This window comes from Caulobacter sp. BE264, from assembly GCF_031457805.1.
Lineage (GTDB): Bacteria > Pseudomonadota > Alphaproteobacteria > Caulobacterales > Caulobacteraceae > Caulobacter.
This window is the reverse complement of record NZ_JAVDXI010000001.1, coordinates 525,789-546,415: the sequence shown is the minus strand read 5'-3', so window position 1 is coordinate 546,415 and position 20,627 is coordinate 525,789. Positions and strand designations below refer to the sequence as shown.

Below are 20,627 nucleotides of genomic sequence, written 5' to 3'. Positions count from 1 at the left end.
TCATGATCGGTCATGACCGATCTCGTGCAAATCGAACTGGCCGTGCGCGGCCTCGCCGTCGGCGCCTTCGCCGCCACGGGCGTTTCGCTCGCCGCCAGCCGGAAAATGACCCCGGTTCGATGGCTGGGCGTCCTGCTGATGGCCTGCGCGATCTCCCACGTGATCGACAGCCACTTCTTCTACGCCGAGGGGCGCCATTTCAGCATTCTGACCTGGGCGCTGTCGGCCTGGACCGCCGCCGTTTTCTGGCTGTTCTGTTCGGTCCTGTTCGAAGACGAGCCGAAGATCCCGGCGTGGCGCTTCGTCGTGCCGGCGTTCGTGATCCTGCAGTGGGCGTCCGGCGCGTTCCTGCCGCCTTCGCCAGCGCGCGGGGCCGTCTGGTGGAGCTTCGCCGCAGTCTCGGTCGCGATTCACGGCCACATCCTGCTGATGGCCTGGCGAGGTTGGCGGATCGACCTCGTCGAGCGTCGTCGCCACCTTCGCGCGCCGATCGCGGCGGCGGCCACGGGCTACATGTTCGTGCAGACGCTCTGCGACTTCGGTTTCGGTCGAGGTCCTGTCCTGCCGAGCTTGGTCCAGGCGTTAGGCCTTGCCGCCTTGGGGATCGGATCGGCGCTGGCGCTGCTGCGGGCCGAGCCGGTGCTGGTCCAGGCCTTGCCGACGGCGGGCGAAGCGCCCTCCCCGAAGGCCGCCGAAGCCCTCGACCTCACCCCCGCCGACCGTCTGGTCCTGGCCCGCCTCGACAAGGCGATGAACGACAACGAGGTCTGGCGCGGCGAGGACCTGTCGATCGGAACCCTGGCCGCCCTGGTCGGCGCGCCCGAACACCGGCTGCGCAAGCTGATCAACGGCACGCTGGGGCACCGCAACTTCGCCGACTACATCAACGGCCGGCGGATCGAGGCGGCGAAGATCGCGCTGGCCGATCCCGAACAGGCCCTCAAGTCCGTGTCGACCATCGCCTACGAGCTGGGCTTCGCCTCACTGGGGCCCTTCAACCGCGCCTTCCGGGCGGCCACGGGCGTGACCCCCACCGCCTGGCGGCAGGAAGCGACGCCCGCCCTCCCCCATCTTCGGCTGGTCGAAATCAGCGAACGCGCGCCGAAAGCTGGCAAGTCCGCCTGAATTCGAGGGCGGGGAGACGCAAGACCCGCCGTCGACCTTTCTTGTCCGGGCCAAGCAACCCTCGGAGCGCCCATGCTCGACACTCTTCTTCCCTATGCCCGCAACTGGCTTGTCGGCATGCAGGTGGACGTCACCCGTTACGCCATATTCTCGGTCGGGGTCTGGCTGATGCTTTGGGTGGTGCTGGCCGCGCCCTTGGCCGGCCGCAAGATTCGCGACAGCCGCCCGCCCGCGCGCCAGCTGATGACTGAGTTCGCGGTCTCGATCCGCTCGATCGCCATCTTCTCGACGATAGGCCTTTTGACCTTCGCCCTGTTCCGCGCGGGACTGCTGCCGGGCCCTGACATCGCCAAGCGCTGGGGCCCTGTCTGGTTCTGGGCCTGCCTTGCCCTGATCATCATCGCCCATGACGCCTGGTTCTACTGGACGCATCGGCTGATCCACGATCGGCGACTGTTCCGGACCTTCCACCGGCGTCACCACCGATCGAACAATCCTTCGCCTTTCACCGCCTACAGCTTCGACCTGGGCGAGGCGGCGATCAACGGGCTGTTCGTCCCGCTATGGATGATCCTGGTCCCGACACCGTGGCCGGTGCTGGGCCTCTTCATGCTGCACCAGATCGTCCGCAACACGATCGGTCACTCCGGCTATGAGCTGTTCCCCGCCCGCAAGGACGGGCGGCCGCTGATCCCGTGGCTGACAACCGTGACCCACCACGACCTGCACCACGCCCAGGCGGGCTGGAACTACGGTCTCTATTTCACCTGGTGGGACAAGCTGATGGGCACCGAGCACCCGGAGTATCTGCAACGCTTCGCGGCTGTGACGGCCCGCAAGGACAAGGCGCTGGCGGCTACCAGCTCGCCTTCACCAGTTTGACCATGGCGCGGGCGTCCTGGAGCCGCCAGGCCTCCCGCTCATTGCTGACGCCGCGCAGGCTGACGGTGAACTCGGCCGGCAGGTCGAACGGGCGGGTGAGGCTGAGATCGACGCCTTCGTCGCCCATGGTGCCCCCGCCAATGGCGATCGAGCCGACCGGCTTGCCGTCCAGGGTGAGCGAAGAGCGGATGTTCGCCCGGGCCACCGGGGCCAAGCCGGGCGCAGCCACGGGCTGGCTGGCGTCCATGTCCATGGATACGCGGATATAGTTGGCGCGGGGCAGCAAGCCGAAGCCGAAAAGCCGCGACATCGACGAGCGGAGCCGGGCCTCGCTTTCGTTCCACGAGGCGCCCAGCGCCAGCGAACGCTGCCCCACCCGCTCATCGTCCGGCTTCTGGGTCAGGTTCAGGTCGAAATCGTAGGTCGGGTTTTCAGGCATGCCCGACGACTTGACCGTCAGGGCGACCTTCTCCTTGTCGGTGGAGAGATCCAGCGGCAAGGCCGCATAGTAGCCTGCGAAGCGGCCGTCTTTGGCCGAAACCGACATGGCGGGCTTCTGAATGATCTCGGCGTGCGCGACACCGGCGGCTGACACCGCCGCGAGCACGATCCAAAGACGAGCACCAATCCCCATGCACGCCAGCTAGCATACTTGGCCTTGAGCTTGGAAGCCTTCGCGGCCATTTGTAAGATAGTTCGCGTGAACGCCTGTTTTGCCAGCAAACCCAGCGCCGACTTGCGTTTCTGGCCTGCGTCCTGTAATAGCGCGCGCTCTCACGGAAGGCGGTCTTGCACGCACCCAACGGGGACCGGGGTTCGCCTCGCTCGGCTTGCAGGATCCATCGTGGTCGACGGACTTCCGTCGTCGTCCGCGCCGCCTTCCACAACGGAAGAAGGAAAACATGGCGTTCTACGAACACGTGGTCATCGCGCGGCAGGACATCTCGCCGCAACAGGCCGAAGCTCTGAACGAGCAACTCAAAGCCCTCATCGAAGAGAATGGCGGTCACATCGCCAAGATCGAGTACTGGGGCCTGCGTAACCTCACCTACCGCATCAAGAAGAACCGCAAGGGTCACTATTCCCTGCTCGCGATCGACGCCCCGGCGCCGGCCGTTAAGGAAATGGAGCGCCAGCTGCTGATCAATGAAGACGTTCTGCGCTTCATGACGATCCGCGTCGAAGAGCTGGACCTGGAACTGTCGCCGGTTCTCGCCCGTCGTGACCGCGGCGATCGCCCGGAACGTCCGCGCGAAGACTTCGGCGCTCAGGCTCAGGCGTAAGGGAGAGATAGATCATGACCGATACGACTGCTCCTGAAGCCGGCGCTCCGGCCGCCGCCGCCGGCGGCGCCCGCCGCCCGTTTTTCCGTCGCCGCAAGGTTTGCCCGTTCTCGGGCGCTAACGCGCCGAAGATCGACTACAAGGACGTGAAGCTGCTGCAGCGTTACGTCTCGGAACGCGGCAAGATCGTTCCGTCGCGCATCACCGCGGTGTCGGCCAAGAAGCAACGCGAACTGGCCAAGGCCATCAAGCGCGCCCGCTTCCTGGCTCTGCTCCCCTACGTCGTGAAGTAAGGGAGACGCCACGATGAAAGTCATTCTGCTCGAACGCGTTGAAGGCACCGGCGTCCTCGGCGACGAAGTCACCGTCAAGGACGGCTTCGCCCGGAACTACCTGCTGCCCCGCGGCAAGGCCCTGCGCGCCACGAAGGCGAACCTGGCCCACTTCGAAGCTCAGCGCGCTGAGATCGAAGCCCGCAACGTCAAGAACCGCGAAGCGGCCGCCAAGAACGGCGAAGCGCTGGACGGCACGCAATACGTCCTGATCCGTCAAGCCGGCGAAAGCGGCCAGCTGTACGGTTCGGTCGCCGGTCGCGACGTGGCTGACGCCATCCGCGCCGAAGGCGGCAAGGTCGACCGCTCGATGGTCGTCCTGGACAAGCCGATCAAGACGCTCGGCGTTCACGAAGTGAAGGTGAAGCTGCACGCTGAAGTGACCATCACGGTCACCCTCAACATCGCGCGCAGCCAAGACGAAGCCGAGCGCCAAGCGCGCGGCGAAAACGTCATCGCCTCGCAGTTCGAAGAAGAACGCGCCGCCGAAGCCGAAGCCGCCCAGGACCTCCTGGAAGGCGGCGCCGGTTCGCAAGAAGGCGACTACGAAGGCTGATCCCTCCGGGGTTCGGATCTTCCGAATTGAGAACGGCGCGGAGCAATCCGCGCCGTTTTTTTCTGCGCCCGATATGAGAATGCTTCAGGCTTGGGCGCCTTGTGTCGATTTTATGAACGACCCATCTTCTCGATGCGGGGCGATGAGACCTCGCCAGCGCGGACGGCCATGCCGTGACGCGCCTGATCACGAGAGGGGTAATCGATGCGCTACAAGACCTTGCTACTCGCCGCGGCCTCGCTGGCCAGTGTCGCGACCATGGCCAACGCCCAAACCGCTAAGGACGCCGACCAGACGTCTGTCGAAGAACTTGTCGTCACCGGCACCCGTACGGCGGGTCGTTCGCGACTCGACACTGTGGCTCCCGTCGACGTCGTCAGCGAAAAGGCGCTGACCCGCACCGGCACCACCGAACTGGCGCAGTCGCTGTCGACCCTGGCGCCCTCGATCAACTTCCCGCGTCCGGCCATCACGGACGGCACCGACCACATTCGTCCGGCCACCCTGCGCGGCCTTGCCCCGGACCAGACGCTGGTGCTCGTCAACGGCGCGCGTCGGCACTCTTCGGCCCTGGTCAATGTGAACGGCTCGATCGGCCGCGGCTCGGCCGCCGTCGACTTGAACGCCATCCCGACCATCGCCCTGGACCGCGTTGAAGTCCTGCGCGACGGCGCCTCGGCGCAGTACGGCTCGGACGCCATCGCCGGCGTCATCAACCTGCGCCTGCGCGAAGCCCGCTCGGGCGGCGGCGCGACGATCACTTACGGCGGCTACAACACGCTGGTCCAAACCGCCCGCAACACCGACGGACGGCGTGAACGCGACGGTGAGACCGTGACCGTCCAGGCCTGGCAGGGCTTGCCGCTGGGCGCCGACGGCTTCCTGACCGTCTCGGCCGAGTATCGCGATCGCAATCCCACCAGCCGTGGCGACATCGACGTCCGCGTCACGCCCGCCCGCGTGACCTCGCGCTACGGCGACGCCGAGGTGAAGGACAAGACCGTCTATTTGAACGCTGGCCTGCCGGTGGGTTCGGGCTGGGAAGCCTATGGCTGGGCGGGCTATCAGACGCGCGAGGGCGGCAGCGCCGCGTTCCCGCGCATCGTCGGCGACGCCCGCCAGACGCCGGTCGCCTCGATCTATCCGAACGGCTATCTGCCGATCATCGCCACTGACATCGAGGACTCGACGGCCGCTTTCGGCCTGAAGGGCGATCTGGCGGGCTTCAAGGTCGACCTCAATGTCGTCTACGGCAAGAACAAGATCGACTACCGCACAGAAAGCTCGGCCAACGCCTCCTACGGCGCGGCCAGCCAGACCAGCTTCAAGTCCGGCGGCATGACCTACGACCAGACCGTGGTCGGGCTGGACGTGTCGCGCGGCGTCGACATCGGCGCCTACGAGCCGCTGAACATCGCCTTCGGCGCTGAGGCGCGCTGGGAGGGCTATTCGATCCGCGCGGGCGAGCCGACATCCTACAATCGCGGCCCGATCACCACGGCCGCCGCAGGCGCGCAGGGCTTCCCCGGCTTCCAGCCCTCGAACGTGCTGTCGCGGGACCGCGACAACATCGGACTCTATCTGGACCTCGAGTCCCGCCTGACCGAGCGCTTCACCGCCTCGGCCGCGATCCGCTACGAGGACTATTCGGACTTCGGCTCGACGACGACCGGCAAGGTGGCCGCGCGCTATGAACTGTCCGACGGTTTCGCCATCCGTGGCGCGGCCTCGACCGGCTTCCGCGCCCCGGCGCTGCAGCAGCAGTTCTTCACGACCACCTCGACGAACTTCATCATCGTCAACGGCGTCTCCACGCCGGTGGAAGTCGGCACCTTCCCGGCCACCAGCGCGGTGGCGAAGGTCCTGGGCGCCAAGCCGCTGGAAGCCGAGAAGTCAGACAACCTGTCGGCCGGCGTCGTCTTCCACCGCGGTCCGTTCGAGCTGACCGTCGACGCCTACCAGATCAAGATCGACAACCGCATCGTGCTCTCGGAGAACATCCAGGGCTCGGCCACCGGTTCGGCCACCGCCGTGGCGATCTACAACCTTCTGGCTCCGTTCAACGTGACAGCAGCGCGGTTCTTCCTGAATGGCGTCGACACCGAGACCAAGGGCGTCGACGTGGTGGCGCGCTACCGGATCGACGATGATCAGGCCGGCCGCTTCGATTTGACGGCGGCCGCCAACTTCAACAAGACCGACGTCACCAAGCTGCCGACGACCAACACCATCTCGTCGCTGCCCGTGCCGCCGTCCCTGTTCGCCCGCGCCAACGTGCTGACCTTCGAGGAAGGCACGCCCAAGCGGAAGATCACCCTGGCCGGCGACTGGAGCCGCGAGGCCTGGGGCGCGACCCTAAAGACCACCTTCTATGGCTCGGTCCTGTCGCCGAACAACGATCCCACGGGCGCGTTCGACGTGCGGACGGGCGCCAAGGCGGTCGTCGACCTGGAAGGCCGCTATGCGATCAACGAGCGGCTCAATCTGGCGATCGGCGCCAACAACCTGTTCGACGAGTATCCGAACCGCACGCCGGCGAACGTGAATACGACGAACGCCACGGCCTTCACCGGCTTCTCGCCGTTCGGCTTCAACGGTCGCTTCTTCTACGGCCGCATCAGCGTCAGCTGGTAGGCGTCCTTGGGTCTTTCGACCTGACTAAAGGGGGGCGCGAAGAGCGATCTTCGCGCCCTTTCCTTTGCGCCTGACGTCAGAAGCGGACGCCCCTACGGGCGCGCGCCCTTGCGCTCCGGACGCATCAAAACATACACAGAACATCCCCGTTCATCTTGGGACGCCATGCAACTGGCCCGCGCGTCTCAAGGCGCGTCGCGTTAACTTATGCCGATGTCTCTCGTTCCTGCGCTCGACCTTGTTCTCCCCGGCCTTCCCGAGCCCACGATCAACGTGGCGCCGCACAACATGGAGGCCGAACAGGCGCTGCTGGGCATCCTGCTCTACGATAACGCCGCCTATGAGCGCCTGAGCGACAACCTGCAGGCCCGCTGCTTCTACGAACCCTTCCACCAGCGCCTGTTCCAGGCGATCGAGACTCACGTCCGCAAGGGCCAGCTGGCCGAGCCGATCCTGCTGGCCGACGAGTTCAAGAAGGATCCCGCGTTCGAAGAGCTGGGCGGCTTGCGCTATCTGGCCGACCTCGTCGACCGCGCCCCGCCGGCGGCCAATGTCGGCGACTACGCGCGTGTGATCTTCGACCTGTCGCTGCGCCGCGAACTGATCCGCATCGGCGGCGACATCGCCACCGCGGCCCAGGGCGGCAACGACGAGAAGCGCAACGCCCGCGACCAGATCGAGGCCGCCGAACAGAGCCTCTACAGCCTGGCCGAGAGCGGCGCGGCGTCCTCCGGTTTCGTCTCGTTCGGCGACGCCCTGCGCGGCGCAGTCGAGATGACCGCCGAAGCCTACAGCCGCGACGGCGGCATGTCGGGCGTTTCGACCGACCTGATGGACCTCGACCAGAAGATCGGCGGCCTGCACCCGTCGGACTTGATCATCCTGGCCGGCCGCCCGTCGATGGGTAAGACGGCCCTGGCGACCAACATCGCCTTCAACATCGCCAAGAAGTACGCCTACGAGATCCAGCCCGACGGCACGAAGAAGACCGTCCAGGGCGGCGTGGTGGCCTTCTACTCGCTGGAAATGAGCGCCGAGCAGCTGGCCCTGCGTATGCTGGCCGACGCCTCGGGCGTGTCGGGCGACCGCCTGCGCAAGGGCGAAATCGACGCCAGCGAGTTCGGGCGCGTGCGCGACGCGGCCATGGAACTGCAGAACGCCCCGCTCTATATCGACGCCACCGGTGGCATCTCGATCGCCAAGCTGACCGCCCGGGCCCGCCGCCTGAAGCGTCAGGTGGGCCTTGATCTCATCGTGGTCGACTACCTGCAGCTGGTCACCGGCTCCGACCTCGGCGCCAACGCCAACCGGGTGCAGGAAGTCTCGCAGATCACCATGGGCCTCAAGGCGCTGGCCAAGGAGCTCAGTGTTCCGGTCATCGCCCTGTCGCAGCTGTCACGTCAGGTCGAACAGCGTGACGACAAGCGCCCCCAACTCTCCGACCTTCGCGAATCCGGTTCGATCGAACAGGACGCCGACATGGTCTGGTTCGTATATCGCGAGGCCTACTATGTGGGCCGCGCCGAACCGCGCGAAGGCACGCCCGAGCACCTGACCTGGCAGGAAGAGATGGACCGGCTTCAGGGCCTGGCCGAAGTGATCATCGCCAAGCAACGTCACGGCCCCATCGGCACCGTGCGACTGTCGTTCAACAGCGACACCACCCGCTTTGGCAACCTGGCGCGCGACCACTACTTCGCCCAGGCGCGGAACATCCCGTCCGACGAATAGGATCGGCCTATCGCGCCGTGGCGACCCCGAACCCCAGATAGCTGCGGCCAAGGCGGACGAGTTCGTCCTCGAACTCGCGGCTCTGCAGAAAATCAGCGCCCTCCAGCACCGCCGCCCGCAGCGCGCCTTGGACCGCCCGCGCCAGAACGAAGGCCTGGACGCGTGTCAGCGGCCGTCCTCGCGCGTCGGTGATCCCCACCTCCGCGTCGGCGAAACGCGATGCGAGTTCTGCGTGATCGGCCTCGGCCAGCATGGCCTTCATCGCGATCCGGCGCGCCTTATCCCGTCGCGCGAAGGCCCCGACAAAGGCCCGGATCAGCGCCCGGTCGCGCGCAGCGGGGTTTTCCCCAACCGCCGCCGCGATCACCGCTTGGCGATGGGTCTCGGTCTCGCGTTCGGCCAACGCCACCAGAACAGCGCGCTTGTCCGGGAAATAGCGGTAGAGCGTTCCGATGCTGACGCCGGCGCACTGCGCAACGGCGTTGGTGGTGAATCCGGCCTCCCCCTCGGCCTCCAAAATCCGAGCCGCAGCCTCAAGAATACAATCGACGGACTCTTGGGCTCGGCTCTGCCGAGGCGATTTCCGAACCTTTTCAACAGGCTTCATGCCCCCTCCGCTCAGCGGCCCGCCTCGCGCGAAGTCGAGTAAGCCGGGCCGTCCGCCCAACCTATGCTGGCCGCACCAACAACGGAAAGGCCATGCGATGACCTGGGCGACCGAGCGACTGGACTCCCTGAAGGCGGGAACGGCGGTCCCGCCCCCCATCGTGCGCACCTTGAAGCTGGGGCTCATCGACGATTGGGGCGCCGGCTGGGTTCGCAAGTCCTGGCGACCCGACCCGGATCTCGCGACGGCGGACGGCTCTCTCTTCGGCGGCTATCTCGCCGCCTTGGCCGACCAGGTCCTGGCGTTCGCGACCATGACGGTCGTCCCTCACGACCGTCTCTTTCGAACGGTGAACCTGCAGATGAACTTCCTGAAGGTGTCGCGCAACGAGGCGCTCGTGGTCGAGGCTCGCGTCGTGGCCCAAACCCGCCAACTGATCACCACCCGCGCCGACTTTCGCCGGCCGGACGGTGTTTTGATCGCCGACGCTGCGGCTCAGCAGATCGTGATGTCCTTCGATCAGTGGCCCACTGAACAAGGCGCTGTCGACGCCCTGGGCGTCGCCCCGCCTGGAGAGGTTTGACTTTACCGAGGCTAGCGCGGCACCGTCCCCGTCCCGCCCGCCCCACGCTGGACGAGTCACATGGACTTCAGCCCCCTGCCAACCTCCAGCCTGATCGGCGCGTTTCTGCTGGCGTTCCCGGCGCTGTTCTCGATCGTCAACCCGGTCGGGGCGGCGCTGATCTTCGATCAGGCGATGGGCAACCGCACGCGCCCGGAACGGCTGAAGCTGGCCCGAGCCATCGGCTTCTATGCGTTCTTGGTGCTGTTGGGCTCGCTGCTTCTGGGCGGCTACATACTCAACTTCTTTGGCGTTAGCATCGGCGCGCTGCGGGTCGCTGGCGGCCTTGTGGTGGCGATCCGCGCCTGGGGCTTGTTGATGGACCCCGAAGAGAACGAAGATCGCAAGGCCAACCAGACCGAGCCGGCCCAAAGCCACCATGACGTGGCTTTCTTCCCGCTGACCATGCCGTTCACGACCGGTCCCGGCTCGATCTCTGTGGCGATCGCCCTATCCTCCCAGCGCCCCACCGAAGGCGACGCCGTGGCCCCATTCTTCATCGGCGCCGGCCTCGCGGCCGCGCTGGTCGCAGTGCTGGTCTGGCTTTGCTACAGCGCCTCGGGTCAGGTGATGCGCCTGCTGGGACCATCTGGGGCGCGGGTGCTCTCACGGCTGGTGGCGTTCCTGCTGCTCTGCATCGGCGTGCAGATCATCGCCTCGGGCGTGGAGAACCTCGTGGCCAAGTTCCTGCTCGCGCACCCGGGTTAATTCGTTGAACCCGAGAGCCGTGTCGGCTAGGCCCAAGCCGTGACCGACGCCCACGACACCCGCATCACGATCGACCTTGACGCCCTGGCGCACAACTATGCGGCCTTGCGCGCGCGGGCCGGCGACGCCGAGGTGGCGCCGGCGGTGAAGGCGGACGCCTATGGCCTCGGCGCTGGTCCGGTCGCCGACCGCCTCTGGACCGAGGGCGCGCGCAGTTTCTATGTCGCGCGACTGGCCGAAGGGGTGTCCCTGCGCCAGTCGCTGGGCGACCGCGAAGCCACGATCTATGTGCTGGACGGCGCGACGCCGGGCTCAGGCGACACGCTTGAGGGCGCTAAGTTGATCCCCGTCCTCAACAGCCTTCCGCAGGTCGAAGCCTGGAACGTTCAGGCGCGCTCGGGACGTCTGCGCGCAGCCCTGCACATCGACACGGGCATGAACCGCTTGGGCCTGCGCCCAGAAGAACTGAAGGTTCTGGTGGGCTCCATCGACCGCCTGAAGCGCCTGGACCTGGAACTCGTCGTCAGTCACCTGGCCTGCGCCGACGAGCCTGCACATCCGCAAAACGGTAGGCAACTTGAGCGCTTCCAGGAGGCCACAGCGCTGTTGCCAGGCGTCAAACGCAGCCTCGCCAACTCCGGCGGACTGTTTCTGGGCGAGGCCTACCGCTTCGATCAGGCTCGCCCCGGGATCAGCCTCTACGGCGGCGGCCCGGAGGCCAAGCCTCACCCTGAGATCCGGGCGGTGGCGACGATCGAAGCGCCGATCCTGCAGGTCCGCGTCGTCCCGCGCGGCGAGACCATCGGCTATGGCGCAGGTTGGACCGCCGCCGACAATACCCGCGTCGCCATCATAGCGGCCGGCTACGCAGACGGCGTCCCCCGCGCCGCCTTCCCCCGAGGCGAGGTCTGGTTCGACGGCGCTCGGCGGCCGATGCTTGGCCGGGTGTCGATGGATCTCATCGCGGTGGACGTCACCGACTGCGACGCGGCCCGTCCCGGCGCGATGGTCGAGCTGTTTGGCCGCAATCTGCCGGTGGACGACGCCGCAGAGGCCGCCGGGACCTCCGCCTATGAGCGCCTGACCAGACTCTCGATGCGCAGCGCCCGCCGCTATGTCGGGACGCCCCTTTAGGCCACGTCCGTCTTTGGCGCAGCGCGCCCCCAACCTGTAGTCTCCCCGTATCCGAGAATCAGGAGACCTCATGGCCCGCGACGGCGCCGTTTACGCCTGCCAGTCCTGTGGCGCGGTCCAGACCAAGTGGTCGGGCCAGTGCCCCGCCTGCCAGAGCTGGAACACCCTGGTCGAGGAAGTCGGCGCCAGGCCGCCCGGCGCTCTGTCGACAACCAAGGCGAGCCGTGTGCGCGGCCTGCAGTTCACGGGCCTGGAAAGCGAGACAGCGCCCCCTCCCCGAATCCTGACGGGCGTCGACGAATTCGACCGCGTGTGCGGCGGCGGCGTCGTCCCCGGTTCCGCCCTGCTGATCGGCGGCGACCCGGGCGTGGGCAAGTCCACCCTTCTACTGCAGGTCTGCGCCAGCGCCGCCGCGCGCGGCGTGTCCTGCGCCTACATCTCGGGCGAAGAAGCCGTCGAGCAGATCCGCGGCCGCGCCGAACGCATGGGCCTGGCCAAAGCCAATGTCAGCCTGGCCGCCGAGACCGCCCTGCGAGACATCCTCGATGGCTTGAAGCGTGACAGCTTCGATCTTGTGGTGATCGACTCGATCCAGACCCTGTGGAGCGACGCCCATGAGGCGGGCCCGGGCACCGTCACCCAGGTCCGCGCCTGCGCCACCGAACTGGTCCGCCTGGCCAAGAAAAAGGGCGTGGCGATCCTGCTGGTCGGTCACGTCACCAAGGACGGCCAGATCGCCGGTCCGCGCGTCGTCGAGCACCTCGTGGACGCCGTGCTCTCGTTCGAGGGCGAGCGCGGCTATCCGTTCCGGATCCTGCGCGGGGCCAAGAACCGTTTCGGCGCCACCGACGAGATCGGCGTGTTCGAGATGGGCGATGTGGGTCTGCGCGAGGTCAAGAACCCCTCGGCCCTTTTCCTCAATGAAGGCGGCGAGCGCGCGGCCGGCGCGGCGGTGTTCGCGGGCATCGAAGGCTCGCGGCCGGTGCTGGTCGAATTCCAAGCCTTGGTCGCCCCATCGGCCTACGGAACACCCCGTCGCGCCGTTGTTGGCTGGGACTCCGGGCGCCTGGCCATGGTGCTGGCCGTACTCGAGGCCCGATGCGGCCTTGGTTTTGGCGACAAGGACGTCTATCTGAACGTCGCCGGCGGCCTGCGCATTACCGAACCGGCGGCGGATCTCGCGGCGGCGGCGGCCCTGGCCTCCTCCGCCTTGGACGTCGCCCTGCCCCAGGACTGCGTCGTGTTCGGCGAACTCAGTCTGTCGGGCGAAGTCCGCCCGGTCAGTCGGATGGAGACCCGTTTGAAGGAAGCCGCGAAACTGGGGTTTGGCCGCGCGCTCGGCCCGCTGGCCGGCCTGCCGGAGGGCGGCGGCGCCCTGCCCGTGGCCGGCGTGGCGCGCCTGACGGACGCCGTCCGCCGGATCGGCGATGAGATCTGGACCAGCCTGACGTGACGCCGTTCGACATCATCGCGGGCCTTCTGCTGCTGGTTTCCGGCGTCACCGGTTGGGTGCGCGGCGCCTCGCGGGAGCTGACCTCGGCGTTATCCTTCATCGTCGCCGCCGCCATCGCCCTGTTTGGGCTGCGCATCACCGGTCCGTTGTTCCGCGAGTTGATGGACCCCGACTGGGCGGCGACCGCCACAGCGGTGCTGGTGGTGTTCGTCATCGTTTTCCTGATCGTCCGCCTGATCGGCGGGCGGATCACCGCCAGCCTGCACGACACCTCGGCCGGGATCCTCGACCAGGCGGTCGGCGCCAGCTTCGGCCTGATCCGGGCGCTGGTGATCCTGGGCGTCTTCAATCTGCTGCTGCATCTGGCGACGCCGCCGGACCGCATGCCGCGCTGGGTCGAGGACTCGATTTTCTATCCGCTGTCGGAAGTGAGCGGGACCGTGCTCAAGGTCTTCGCCCCGAAGGGCAAGGCCCTGGCCGGCAAGATCGCGCCCGCGATCAAGGACGCCGTCAAGGACGGCGGCGACAATACGTCCGGCGAGGAATCGTCGGGAAAAGGCTATGATGAAAACCAGCGTCGTAACCTCGACGACCTGGTGGAGAAATCGCGATGACCTTCCTGGGCCAGTCGACCGACCGCTACTCATCCACGCTCTGGCGCGACCCGGAGGATGACACCCTCCGCCTGGAATGCGGGGTCTTCGGCGTGTTCGGCGTGCGCGACGCCGCCGCCATCGCAGCGCTGGGCCTGCACGCTCTGCAGCACCGCGGCCAGGAGGCCTGCGGCATCGCCGCCTTCGACGGGGCCCGCTTCCACACCGAGCGTCACATGGGCCATGTCGGCGACGCGTTCACTGGCGCCGATCTCGTCCAACGCCTGCCGGGCGCCTTGGCTATCGGCCACACCCGCTATTCGACGGCCGGCGGCGCGGGCATCCGCAACGTCCAACCGATGTTCGCCGATCTGGAAACCGGCGGCGTCGCGATCGCCCACAACGGCAACCTGACCAATTTCCTGACCCTGCGCGAGCGCCTGGTGCAGGAAGGCGCGATCTTCCAATCGACCTCGGACAGCGAGGTGATCCTTCATCTGATCGCCCGCTCGCGGAAGGCCAAGATCGTCGACCGTTTCGTCGACGCGGTCAGCCAGATCGAGGGCGGCTACGCCCTGGTGGCGATCACCAACAAGAAGATGATCGGCATGCGCGACCCGCTGGGCATCCGCCCGCTGGTGCTGGGCGACCTGGACGGCAAGCCGGTCCTGGCCTCGGAGACCTGCGCCCTCGACATGATCGGCGCCCGCTTCGTGCGCGACATCGAGCACGGCGAGATGGTGGTGATCGAGGAGACCGGCATCACCTCCACCAAGCCCTTCCAGACCAAACCGGCGCGCCCGTGCGTGTTCGAATACGTCTACTTCGCGCGTCCCGACAGCGTCGTGAACGGCCGCTCGGTCTATGGCGTGCGCAAGCGCATGGGCATGAACCTGGCCAAGGAAACCGGCGTCGACGCCGACGTCGTGGTGCCGGTGCCCGACAGCGGCGTGCCGGCCGCGCTCGGTTACGCGCAGGAGAGCGGCCTGCCCTTCGAAATGGGCATCATCCGCAACCACTATGTCGGCCGCACCTTCATCCAGCCCACCCAGGGCGTCCGCGAGTTGGGCGTTCGGATGAAGCACAGCCCCAACCGCGCGATCCTGGCCGGCAAGCGCGTGGTGCTGATCGACGACTCGATTGTCCGCGGCACCACCTCGCTGAAGATCGTCCGCATGGTCCGCGAGGCCGGCGCCAAGGAGGTTCACCTCCGTTCGGCCAGCCCGCCGATCAAGTGGCCCGACTTCTATGGCATCGACATGCCCGAGCGCGAGCAGCTGCTGGCGGCCAACAAGTCGCTGGAGGAGATGGCCAAGTTCCTCGAAGTCGACTCCCTGGGCTTCCTGTCCGTGGACGGGCTCTACGACGCTCTGGAAGCCGGTCCCCGCGATCCGGCGACGCCGCAGTTCACTGATCACTACTTCACCGGCGACTATCCGACCCGCCTGACGGATCGCGAGATCGCCGAAGGACGTAACGAAACCAACGACAAGCAGCTTTCGCTGCTGGTCAGCGCGTGACATATCCCTCGTCCCGCCACGACTGGGCGGGACGAGGATTTTGTCCATGGGTTTCAAGAGCCTGCTCGATAAGCTGAAGATCGAGCCCTACGTCATCGCCCTGTTCGGCATGGTCGTTCTGGCCTCAGTGCTGCCCGTGCGCGGCGTGGCGGCCGAAGGGCTTTCAGTCATCGTCAAGCTGGCGATCGCCCTGCTGTTCTTCCTGCACGGCGCGAAGCTGTCGCGCGAGGCGGTTGTGGCCGGCGTCACCCACTGGCGCCTGCACCTGACGATCCTGGCCTTCACCTTCGGGATGTTCCCAGTGCTGGGCCTCGTGGCCAGCAAGCTGGGCGTCCTGTCGTCGACCCTGGCGGCCGGCATGCTGTTCCTGTGCTGCCTGCCCTCGACGGTGCAGTCATCGATCGCCTTCACCTCGATCGCGCGAGGCAATGTCGCCGCTGCGGTCTGCGCGGCGTCGGCCTCGAACCTGTTTGGCATCTTCATCACGCCGGTGCTGGTCAGTGTCCTGATGCACACCCAAGGCGGCGCGGCCGGCGGCTGGAAGTCGATCCAGGACATCATCGTCCAACTGCTCCTGCCCTTCATCCTGGGCCAACTGGCGCGCCCGCTGGTCGCCAAATGGGTCGAGAAGCACAAGCAGCTGGTCGGCTATGTCGATCGCGGCTCGATCCTGCTGGTCGTCTACGCCGCCTTCAGCGAGGCTGTCGTCGGCGGTATCTGGAGCAAGGTCTCGGCCGTCGAGATGGCCATCCTGTTGATCGCCTGCTGCGTGCTGCTGGCGATCGTGCTGGCCGCCACGACCTATGGGGCGCGCGCGCTCGGCTTCTCGAAGGAAGACGAGATCACGATCATGTTCTGCGGCTCCAAGAAGAGCATGGCGACCGGCGTGCCCATGGCGGGGATCCTGTTCCCCGGTCCGACGGCGGGAGTCATCGTGCTGCCGCTGATGATCTTCCACCAGATCCAGTTGATGGCCTGCTCGGTGATCGCTCAGCACTACGCCAAGCGGCCGCCGGCCATCGCGGAGGCTTAAGGGCTTCCGGCGGTTTTCGTTTCGACTTCCCTGCTCTAGAACGCGCCCATGACTTCCGACTCCTCCAAGCCGCTGGCCGGCCGCATCGCTCTTGTCACCGGCGCCACGCGCGGCATCGGCGAAGCCGTGGCTCTGGGCCTGGCCAAGGCCGGCGCGCATGTGATTGCTTTGGGGCGGACGCAAGGCGCTCTGGAGGCGCTGGACGACGCGATCCTGCAGGCGACCGGCGAGCGCGCGACGCTCGTGCCGCTGGACCTGCGCGAGCCAGACGGTCTGGACCACCTGGGCGCGGCCATACACCAGCGCTGGGGGAAGCTTGATATCCTGGTCGGCGCGGCCGGCGTCCTAGGCCCCTTGACGCCGGTCAGCCACCTGGAGCCCAAGGGCTGGGACATGATTGTGTCGACCAATCTGACCGCTAACTGGCGCCTGATCCGCGCCATGGACCCGTTGCTGCGCGCCTCGGACGCCGGTCGCGCCCTGTTCTTCTCCAGCAGCGTCGCCAAGACTCGGCCCGCTTTCTGGGGCGCTTACGCCGCCACCAAGGCGGCGCTGGAGGCGATCGTCGACGTCTATGCGGACGAGATGGAGAACACCCCGGTGCGCGCCTTCTGCGTCGATCCAGGCGCCATGCGCACCAAGATGCGGTCGGCCGCCTTCCCCGGCGAGAATCCGGCGACCGTCCCGGCCCCGGAGACGATCGCGCCGTTCATCGTCGACCTGCTTCGCACCGATCGCGAGGCTCCCAAGGGCGTCATTCGCTTCAAGGAACGCGGCCAGGAATCGCCGTCGATCGACGCCTGACATCGATTCGGCGACGCGCGTTCGCATGTCCGCAAAGGTTGTCCCGCCTCGCCGAACTTCCACCCTGGATGGCGATCGGAGAACCGCGTTCCGGGATAATGCGCGCATAACGGACGCATTAGTGGCTCATTAGCCATGCGCGTCGAGTGGTTACGCTCCAAGAAGCAACCACCGAGACCTCGAATGGCTCTGTTCTCCATCGGCCGCGAAGCGAGCGACCAGGCCAGCCGCATTTGCGAGCTGGAAGGCGTCTTCGCCGCTATCCAGCGTTCGCAGGCCGTGATCGAGTTCAACCTCGACGGCTCGATCATCACGGCGAACGATAACTTCCTGCGCACGGTGGGCTATGGGTTGGGCGAGATCCAGGGTCGCGCCCATAGCCTGTTCGTCGACTCCGACTACGCCGCCAGCGCCGACTACCGCGATTTCTGGCGCCGCCTGAACGCCGGCGAGTTCCTCGCCGGGAAGTTCAAGCGCGTTGGCAAGGGCGGCCGTGAGATCTGGATCCAAGCCTCGTACAATCCTGTGTTCGACCGCCACGGCAAGCTGACCAAGATCATCAAGTTCGCTGCGGACATTACTGAGATCGAGACCGAACGGCTGGAAAGCGAGCGTGAGCGAGACGCTATCCGCCGGGAGCAGGACGAGGTCGTCTCCGCGCTCGCCGCCAGCCTTCAGCGCCTGGCGCAAGGCGACCTCACGGCTCGGATCGACGCGCATTTCGATGAGCGGTACGCCCGTCTCAAGGCCGACTTCAATGCGGCGGTCGACAGCCTCACACAGGCCATGGGCGCGATCGCCGAGGCCGCTGGCGGCATGGAGAGCGGCGCGGCCGAGATCGCCAGCGCTTCAAACGACCTTTCGAAGCGAACAGAACAACAGGCCGCCAGCCTGGAGGAGACCGCCGCGGCGCTCGACGAGATCACCGCGACGGTCAAGCGCAGCGCCGACGGCGCCAAACAGGCCTCGGCCGCCGCCTCCTCGGCGAGCCGCGAGGCCGACCGGTCCGGCGAAGTCGTCCGCGAGGCCGTCGCGGCCATGGGGGAGATCGAGAAATCCTCGGGCCAGATTACTCAGATCATCGGTGTGATCGACGAGATCGCCTTCCAGACCAACCTGCTGGCTCTGAACGCCGGCGTAGAGGCCGCCCGAGCGGGCGACGCTGGTCGCGGCTTCGCGGTCGTGGCCCAGGAGGTTCGGGGCCTGGCGCAGCGGTCCGCCGAGGCCGCCAAGGAAATCAAGCAACTCATCGCCAGCAGCACCGCCCAGGTTGAACGCGGGGTCCGCCTGGTGGGCGACACCGGTCAGGCGCTGACTGACATCGTGACCAAGGTCGGCGAGATCGACACCCTCATCCGAGAGATCGCCGAATCCTCGCAGGAGCAAGCGACAGGTCTCAACCAGGTCAACGCCGCCGTGAACCAAATGGATCAGGTCACGCAGCAGAACGCCGCGATGGTGGAACAGGCCACGACTTCGGCCGCCCAGCTACGCGGCGAGGCCCAGGACTTGGCGCGGCAGGTCTCACGCTTCCAGACAGGCGCCACCTACGCGGCGCATCGGCCAGAAGCGCCTGCACCTCGCGCGGCCCCGCCCGTCGCCGCACCGCGCGCTAACGTCCAGACCTATGCGCGCCCCGGCTCGGCTGCTGTCGCGGTCGCGCCGTCCAGCGATTGGGAAGAATTCTAAGTCCCGTGGGGGGACGGACCCGTCTTGGCGGGTTCAACGTGGCCGCCGCTCGCAAGCGGCGGCCACGCTTGCTCTAGGATCAGCGCCCCTTGGGACGCCCAGGTCCCGTGTTGCCACGAACCGTACGCGCCCCCGCCGTGGGACGTTTTGGCCCAGCCGCCTTGCCGCCCGCCGCCTTGGCGCCGACCTTGTAGCTCGGCGTGGTCGAAACCTTCTTCTGGGCGCGGGGCCCCTTGGCCTTCACCGACTTCACCGCCGCCTTGCCGGGCTCCGACGCGATTGTAGCGTCGCTCAGCGCGGCCTTGGCCACGGCGGGCCCCTTCTTCTTCACCGACTTCACCGCAGCCTTGCCCGGATCAGGCAGGCCCGCGGCTTCAGCCGCCTTCGCGGCGGCCTCGGCGGCTAGACGCTTGGACTTCTTGACTGTGTTGCGCGAGGCCCGGATGCGCTCTTCTTCCCGCTCACGGCGCTCAAATTCGCGCTTGCCGCGACCGCTATGGCCCTTGGCTTCGCCATCCGCGTAGGGGTTCGCACCCGACTTGATGGTGATCCGCAGCGGCACGCCCGGGAGGTCGAAGCTCTCGCGCAGGCTGTTGACCAAATAGCGACGGTAGTGATCCGGCATCTGGTCGGCGCGGCTGGAGAACAGCACGAACGTCGGCGGACGAGCCTTGGTCTGGGCCATGTACTTCGGCTTCACACGTCGGCCGCTGACGGCCGGCGGCGGGTGCCGCTGCATCGCCATCTGCAACCAGTCGTTCAGGTCGCGCGTCTTGACCTTGGTCGACCAGTCCTTGTGGGTCTTGATGACCGCTGGCATCAGATGGCCGATGCCCTTGCCGGTTTCGCCCGACAGCGCCACGACCGGGGCGCCGCGTAGCTGCGGCAACATGCGCTCCGCATGCTCGCGGAAAGCTGCAAGGTGGGCGGCCTGATCCTCGATCAGGTCCCACTTGGCCAAGACGAACACCACGGCCCGCCCTTCCCGTTCGGCAAGGTCGGCGATCTGCAGGTCCTGGATCTCGAACGGATGGGTGGCGTCCATCACCAGCAGCACCACCTCGGCGAAGGTGATGGCGCGGATGGTGTCGGCGGTCGACAGCTTTTCCAGCTTGTCCTGGACCTTGGCCTTGCGGCGAAGGCCGGCCGTGTCGACCAAGCGGATCTTGCGACCGTCCCACTCCCAGTCGACCGAGATGGAGTCTCGGGTGATGCCGGCTTCGGGCCCCGTGAGCAAGCGGTCCTCGCCCAGCAGGCGGTTCACAAGGGTCGACTTGCCGGCGTTCGGGCGGCCGATGATCGCGATGCGGATCGGCTTGCTGTCGTCGTCATCGTCGTCATCGCCAGACTCGTCTTGAGGCTCGAAGGCCACCAAGGCGGCGTAGAGCTCGGCCATGCCCTCGCCATGCTCGCCCGAGATCGGGATCGGCTCGCCAAGGCCCAGGCGGAACGCCTCGCCCGCGCCGGCTTCGCCCGCCTTGCCCTCGGCCTTGTTGGCCGCGACGATGACGGGCTTGTCGCGCTTGCGCAGGATGGCGGCGAACACCTCGTCCAGCGCCGTCACGCCCTCGCGGCTGTCGAACACGAACAGCGAGACGTCGGCCTCCTCGATCGCGGCTTCGGTCTGGGCGCGCATCCGCGCTTCGAGGCTGGAGTCGTCGACGTCCTCGAAGCCGGCGGTGTCGATCAGCTCGAGCTCGAGATCCCCCAGGCTGCCGGAAGCGTAGCGGCGATCACGCGTGACGCCCGGCTGGTCGTCGACGATCGCCAACTTCTTGCCGGCGAGGCGGTTGAACAGCGTGGACTTGCCCACATTGGGCCGGCCGACGATGGCGAGTTTCAAAGGCATAGGCGTCCAGTAGTCGATTTTCGCCCCCATCGCAAAAGGGAGCCGAAAAAGCGAAGGCCCGGGCCGGCTTTC

General features: G+C 67.0%; 19 protein-coding genes. 16 read left to right on the top strand and 3 right to left on the bottom strand.

Annotated features, from left to right (window positions below; all coding sequences use genetic code 11):
• Positions 1-12 precede the first annotated feature (12 nt).
• Together J2X45_RS02675 and J2X45_RS02670 are read left to right on the top strand one after the other, a co-directional pair.
• The gene (locus J2X45_RS02675; protein WP_310210969.1) at positions 13-1,125 is read left to right on the top strand and encodes an AraC family transcriptional regulator; all 1,113 of its coding nucleotides are present in this window, start codon (positions 13-15) and stop codon (positions 1,123-1,125) included.
• Positions 1,126-1,197: 72 nt separating this feature from the next.
• A complete protein-coding gene (locus J2X45_RS02670) occupies positions 1,198-2,007 on the top strand; it encodes a sterol desaturase family protein (protein ID WP_310210965.1) in 810 nt (269 codons plus the stop codon).
• Here J2X45_RS02670 and J2X45_RS02665 read toward each other — a convergent pair.
• Positions 1,982-2,641 carry a hypothetical protein gene (locus J2X45_RS02665; protein ID WP_310210962.1) on the bottom strand — a complete coding sequence of 220 codons (660 nt, stop codon included), beginning with the start codon at positions 2,639-2,641 and terminating at the stop codon, positions 1,982-1,984. The genes J2X45_RS02670 and J2X45_RS02665 overlap by 26 nt on opposite strands.
• A gap of 268 nt (positions 2,642-2,909) precedes the next feature.
• Between J2X45_RS02665 and rpsF the strand changes: the two genes are divergently transcribed.
• From rpsF to J2X45_RS02640, 5 genes are all read left to right on the top strand, one after another.
• A complete protein-coding gene (rpsF, locus tag J2X45_RS02660; RefSeq protein ID WP_010919541.1) occupies positions 2,910-3,290 on the top strand; it encodes a 30S ribosomal protein S6 in 381 nt (126 codons plus the stop codon).
• Positions 3,291-3,304: 14 nt separating this feature from the next.
• On the top strand, positions 3,305-3,583 hold the full coding sequence (rpsR, locus tag J2X45_RS02655; RefSeq protein WP_004615089.1) for a 30S ribosomal protein S18: 279 nt from the start codon (positions 3,305-3,307) through the stop codon (positions 3,581-3,583).
• A gap of 13 nt (positions 3,584-3,596) precedes the next feature.
• On the top strand, positions 3,597-4,178 hold the full coding sequence (gene rplI / locus J2X45_RS02650) for a 50S ribosomal protein L9 (protein WP_310210958.1): 582 nt from the start codon (positions 3,597-3,599) through the stop codon (positions 4,176-4,178).
• Positions 4,179-4,382: 204 nt separating this feature from the next.
• A complete protein-coding gene (locus J2X45_RS02645; protein WP_310210955.1) occupies positions 4,383-6,812 on the top strand; it encodes a TonB-dependent receptor in 2,430 nt (809 codons plus the stop codon).
• 207 nt (positions 6,813-7,019) lie between these two features.
• Positions 7,020-8,543, top strand: a complete 1,524-nt coding sequence (locus tag J2X45_RS02640; RefSeq protein WP_310210953.1) for a replicative DNA helicase — start codon at positions 7,020-7,022, stop codon at positions 8,541-8,543.
• A gap of 7 nt (positions 8,544-8,550) precedes the next feature.
• Here J2X45_RS02640 and J2X45_RS02635 read toward each other — a convergent pair whose 3' ends face one another.
• Positions 8,551-9,150, bottom strand: coding sequence for a helix-turn-helix domain-containing protein (locus J2X45_RS02635; RefSeq protein ID WP_310210950.1), 600 nt, complete (start codon positions 9,148-9,150; stop codon positions 8,551-8,553).
• Between the two features lie 97 nt (positions 9,151-9,247).
• Between J2X45_RS02635 and J2X45_RS02630 the strand changes: the two genes are divergently transcribed.
• From J2X45_RS02630 to J2X45_RS02590, 9 genes are all read left to right on the top strand, one after another.
• Positions 9,248-9,733 (top strand): PaaI family thioesterase, encoded by a 486-nt coding sequence (locus tag J2X45_RS02630; protein WP_310210947.1) that lies wholly within the window; start codon positions 9,248-9,250, stop codon positions 9,731-9,733.
• 60 nt (positions 9,734-9,793) lie between these two features.
• The gene (locus tag J2X45_RS02625; protein WP_310210944.1) at positions 9,794-10,480 is read left to right on the top strand and encodes a MarC family protein; all 687 of its coding nucleotides are present in this window, start codon (positions 9,794-9,796) and stop codon (positions 10,478-10,480) included.
• 39 nt (positions 10,481-10,519) lie between these two features.
• Entirely contained in the window at positions 10,520-11,614 is a 1,095-nt protein-coding gene (alr, locus tag J2X45_RS02620; protein WP_310210941.1) for an alanine racemase, read from the top strand.
• Positions 11,615-11,684: 70 nt separating this feature from the next.
• Positions 11,685-13,067, top strand: coding sequence for a DNA repair protein RadA (gene radA, locus J2X45_RS02615; protein ID WP_310210937.1), 1,383 nt, complete (start codon positions 11,685-11,687; stop codon positions 13,065-13,067).
• Entirely contained in the window at positions 13,064-13,681 is a 618-nt protein-coding gene (locus J2X45_RS02610) for a CvpA family protein (RefSeq protein ID WP_310210934.1), read from the top strand. Before radA ends, J2X45_RS02610 begins: the two co-directional genes overlap by 4 nt.
• Entirely contained in the window at positions 13,678-15,180 is a 1,503-nt protein-coding gene (gene purF / locus J2X45_RS02605) for an amidophosphoribosyltransferase (RefSeq protein ID WP_310210931.1), read from the top strand. Before J2X45_RS02610 ends, purF begins: the two co-directional genes overlap by 4 nt.
• Positions 15,181-15,226: 46 nt before the next feature.
• Entirely contained in the window at positions 15,227-16,213 is a 987-nt protein-coding gene (locus J2X45_RS02600) for a bile acid:sodium symporter family protein (protein WP_310210926.1), read from the top strand.
• Between the two features lie 48 nt (positions 16,214-16,261).
• The gene (locus tag J2X45_RS02595) at positions 16,262-17,017 is read left to right on the top strand and encodes an SDR family NAD(P)-dependent oxidoreductase (protein ID WP_310210923.1); all 756 of its coding nucleotides are present in this window, start codon (positions 16,262-16,264) and stop codon (positions 17,015-17,017) included.
• A gap of 183 nt (positions 17,018-17,200) precedes the next feature.
• Entirely contained in the window at positions 17,201-18,706 is a 1,506-nt protein-coding gene (locus J2X45_RS02590; protein ID WP_310210920.1) for a methyl-accepting chemotaxis protein, read from the top strand.
• A 79-nt stretch (positions 18,707-18,785) separates the two neighbouring features.
• Here the strand turns inward: J2X45_RS02590 and der are convergent, their stop codons facing one another.
• A complete protein-coding gene (der, locus tag J2X45_RS02585; protein ID WP_310210917.1) occupies positions 18,786-20,555 on the bottom strand; it encodes a ribosome biogenesis GTPase Der in 1,770 nt (589 codons plus the stop codon).
• Between the last annotated feature and the right edge of the window lie 72 nt (positions 20,556-20,627).

Excerpts from the sequence above, each read along its gene's own strand:
- J2X45_RS02665 (WP_310210962.1), bottom strand. The coding sequence starts at position 2,641 with ATGGGGATTGGTGCTCGTCTTTGGATCGTGCTCGCGGCGGTGTCAGCC.
- J2X45_RS02600 (WP_310210926.1), top strand. The coding sequence starts at position 15,227 with ATGGGTTTCAAGAGCCTGCTCGATAAGCTGAAGATCGAGCCCTACGTC.
- rpsR (WP_004615089.1), top strand. The coding sequence starts at position 3,305 with ATGACCGATACGACTGCTCCTGAAGCCGGCGCTCCGGCCGCCGCCGCC.
- J2X45_RS02630 (WP_310210947.1), top strand. The coding sequence starts at position 9,248 with ATGACCTGGGCGACCGAGCGACTGGACTCCCTGAAGGCGGGAACGGCG.
- J2X45_RS02670 (WP_310210965.1), top strand. The coding sequence starts at position 1,198 with ATGCTCGACACTCTTCTTCCCTATGCCCGCAACTGGCTTGTCGGCATG.
- J2X45_RS02640 (WP_310210953.1), top strand. The coding sequence starts at position 7,020 with ATGCCGATGTCTCTCGTTCCTGCGCTCGACCTTGTTCTCCCCGGCCTT.
- rplI (WP_310210958.1), top strand. The coding sequence starts at position 3,597 with ATGAAAGTCATTCTGCTCGAACGCGTTGAAGGCACCGGCGTCCTCGGC.
- rpsF (WP_010919541.1), top strand. The coding sequence starts at position 2,910 with ATGGCGTTCTACGAACACGTGGTCATCGCGCGGCAGGACATCTCGCCG.
- J2X45_RS02675 (WP_310210969.1), top strand. The coding sequence starts at position 13 with ATGACCGATCTCGTGCAAATCGAACTGGCCGTGCGCGGCCTCGCCGTC.
- purF (WP_310210931.1), top strand. The coding sequence starts at position 13,678 with ATGACCTTCCTGGGCCAGTCGACCGACCGCTACTCATCCACGCTCTGG.
- der (WP_310210917.1), bottom strand. The coding sequence starts at position 20,555 with ATGCCTTTGAAACTCGCCATCGTCGGCCGGCCCAATGTGGGCAAGTCC.
- J2X45_RS02595 (WP_310210923.1), top strand. The coding sequence starts at position 16,262 with ATGACTTCCGACTCCTCCAAGCCGCTGGCCGGCCGCATCGCTCTTGTC.
- J2X45_RS02635 (WP_310210950.1), bottom strand. The coding sequence starts at position 9,150 with ATGAAGCCTGTTGAAAAGGTTCGGAAATCGCCTCGGCAGAGCCGAGCC.
- J2X45_RS02645 (WP_310210955.1), top strand. The coding sequence starts at position 4,383 with ATGCGCTACAAGACCTTGCTACTCGCCGCGGCCTCGCTGGCCAGTGTC.
- J2X45_RS02625 (WP_310210944.1), top strand. The coding sequence starts at position 9,794 with ATGGACTTCAGCCCCCTGCCAACCTCCAGCCTGATCGGCGCGTTTCTG.
- J2X45_RS02590 (WP_310210920.1), top strand. The coding sequence starts at position 17,201 with ATGGCTCTGTTCTCCATCGGCCGCGAAGCGAGCGACCAGGCCAGCCGC.
- radA (WP_310210937.1), top strand. The coding sequence starts at position 11,685 with ATGGCCCGCGACGGCGCCGTTTACGCCTGCCAGTCCTGTGGCGCGGTC.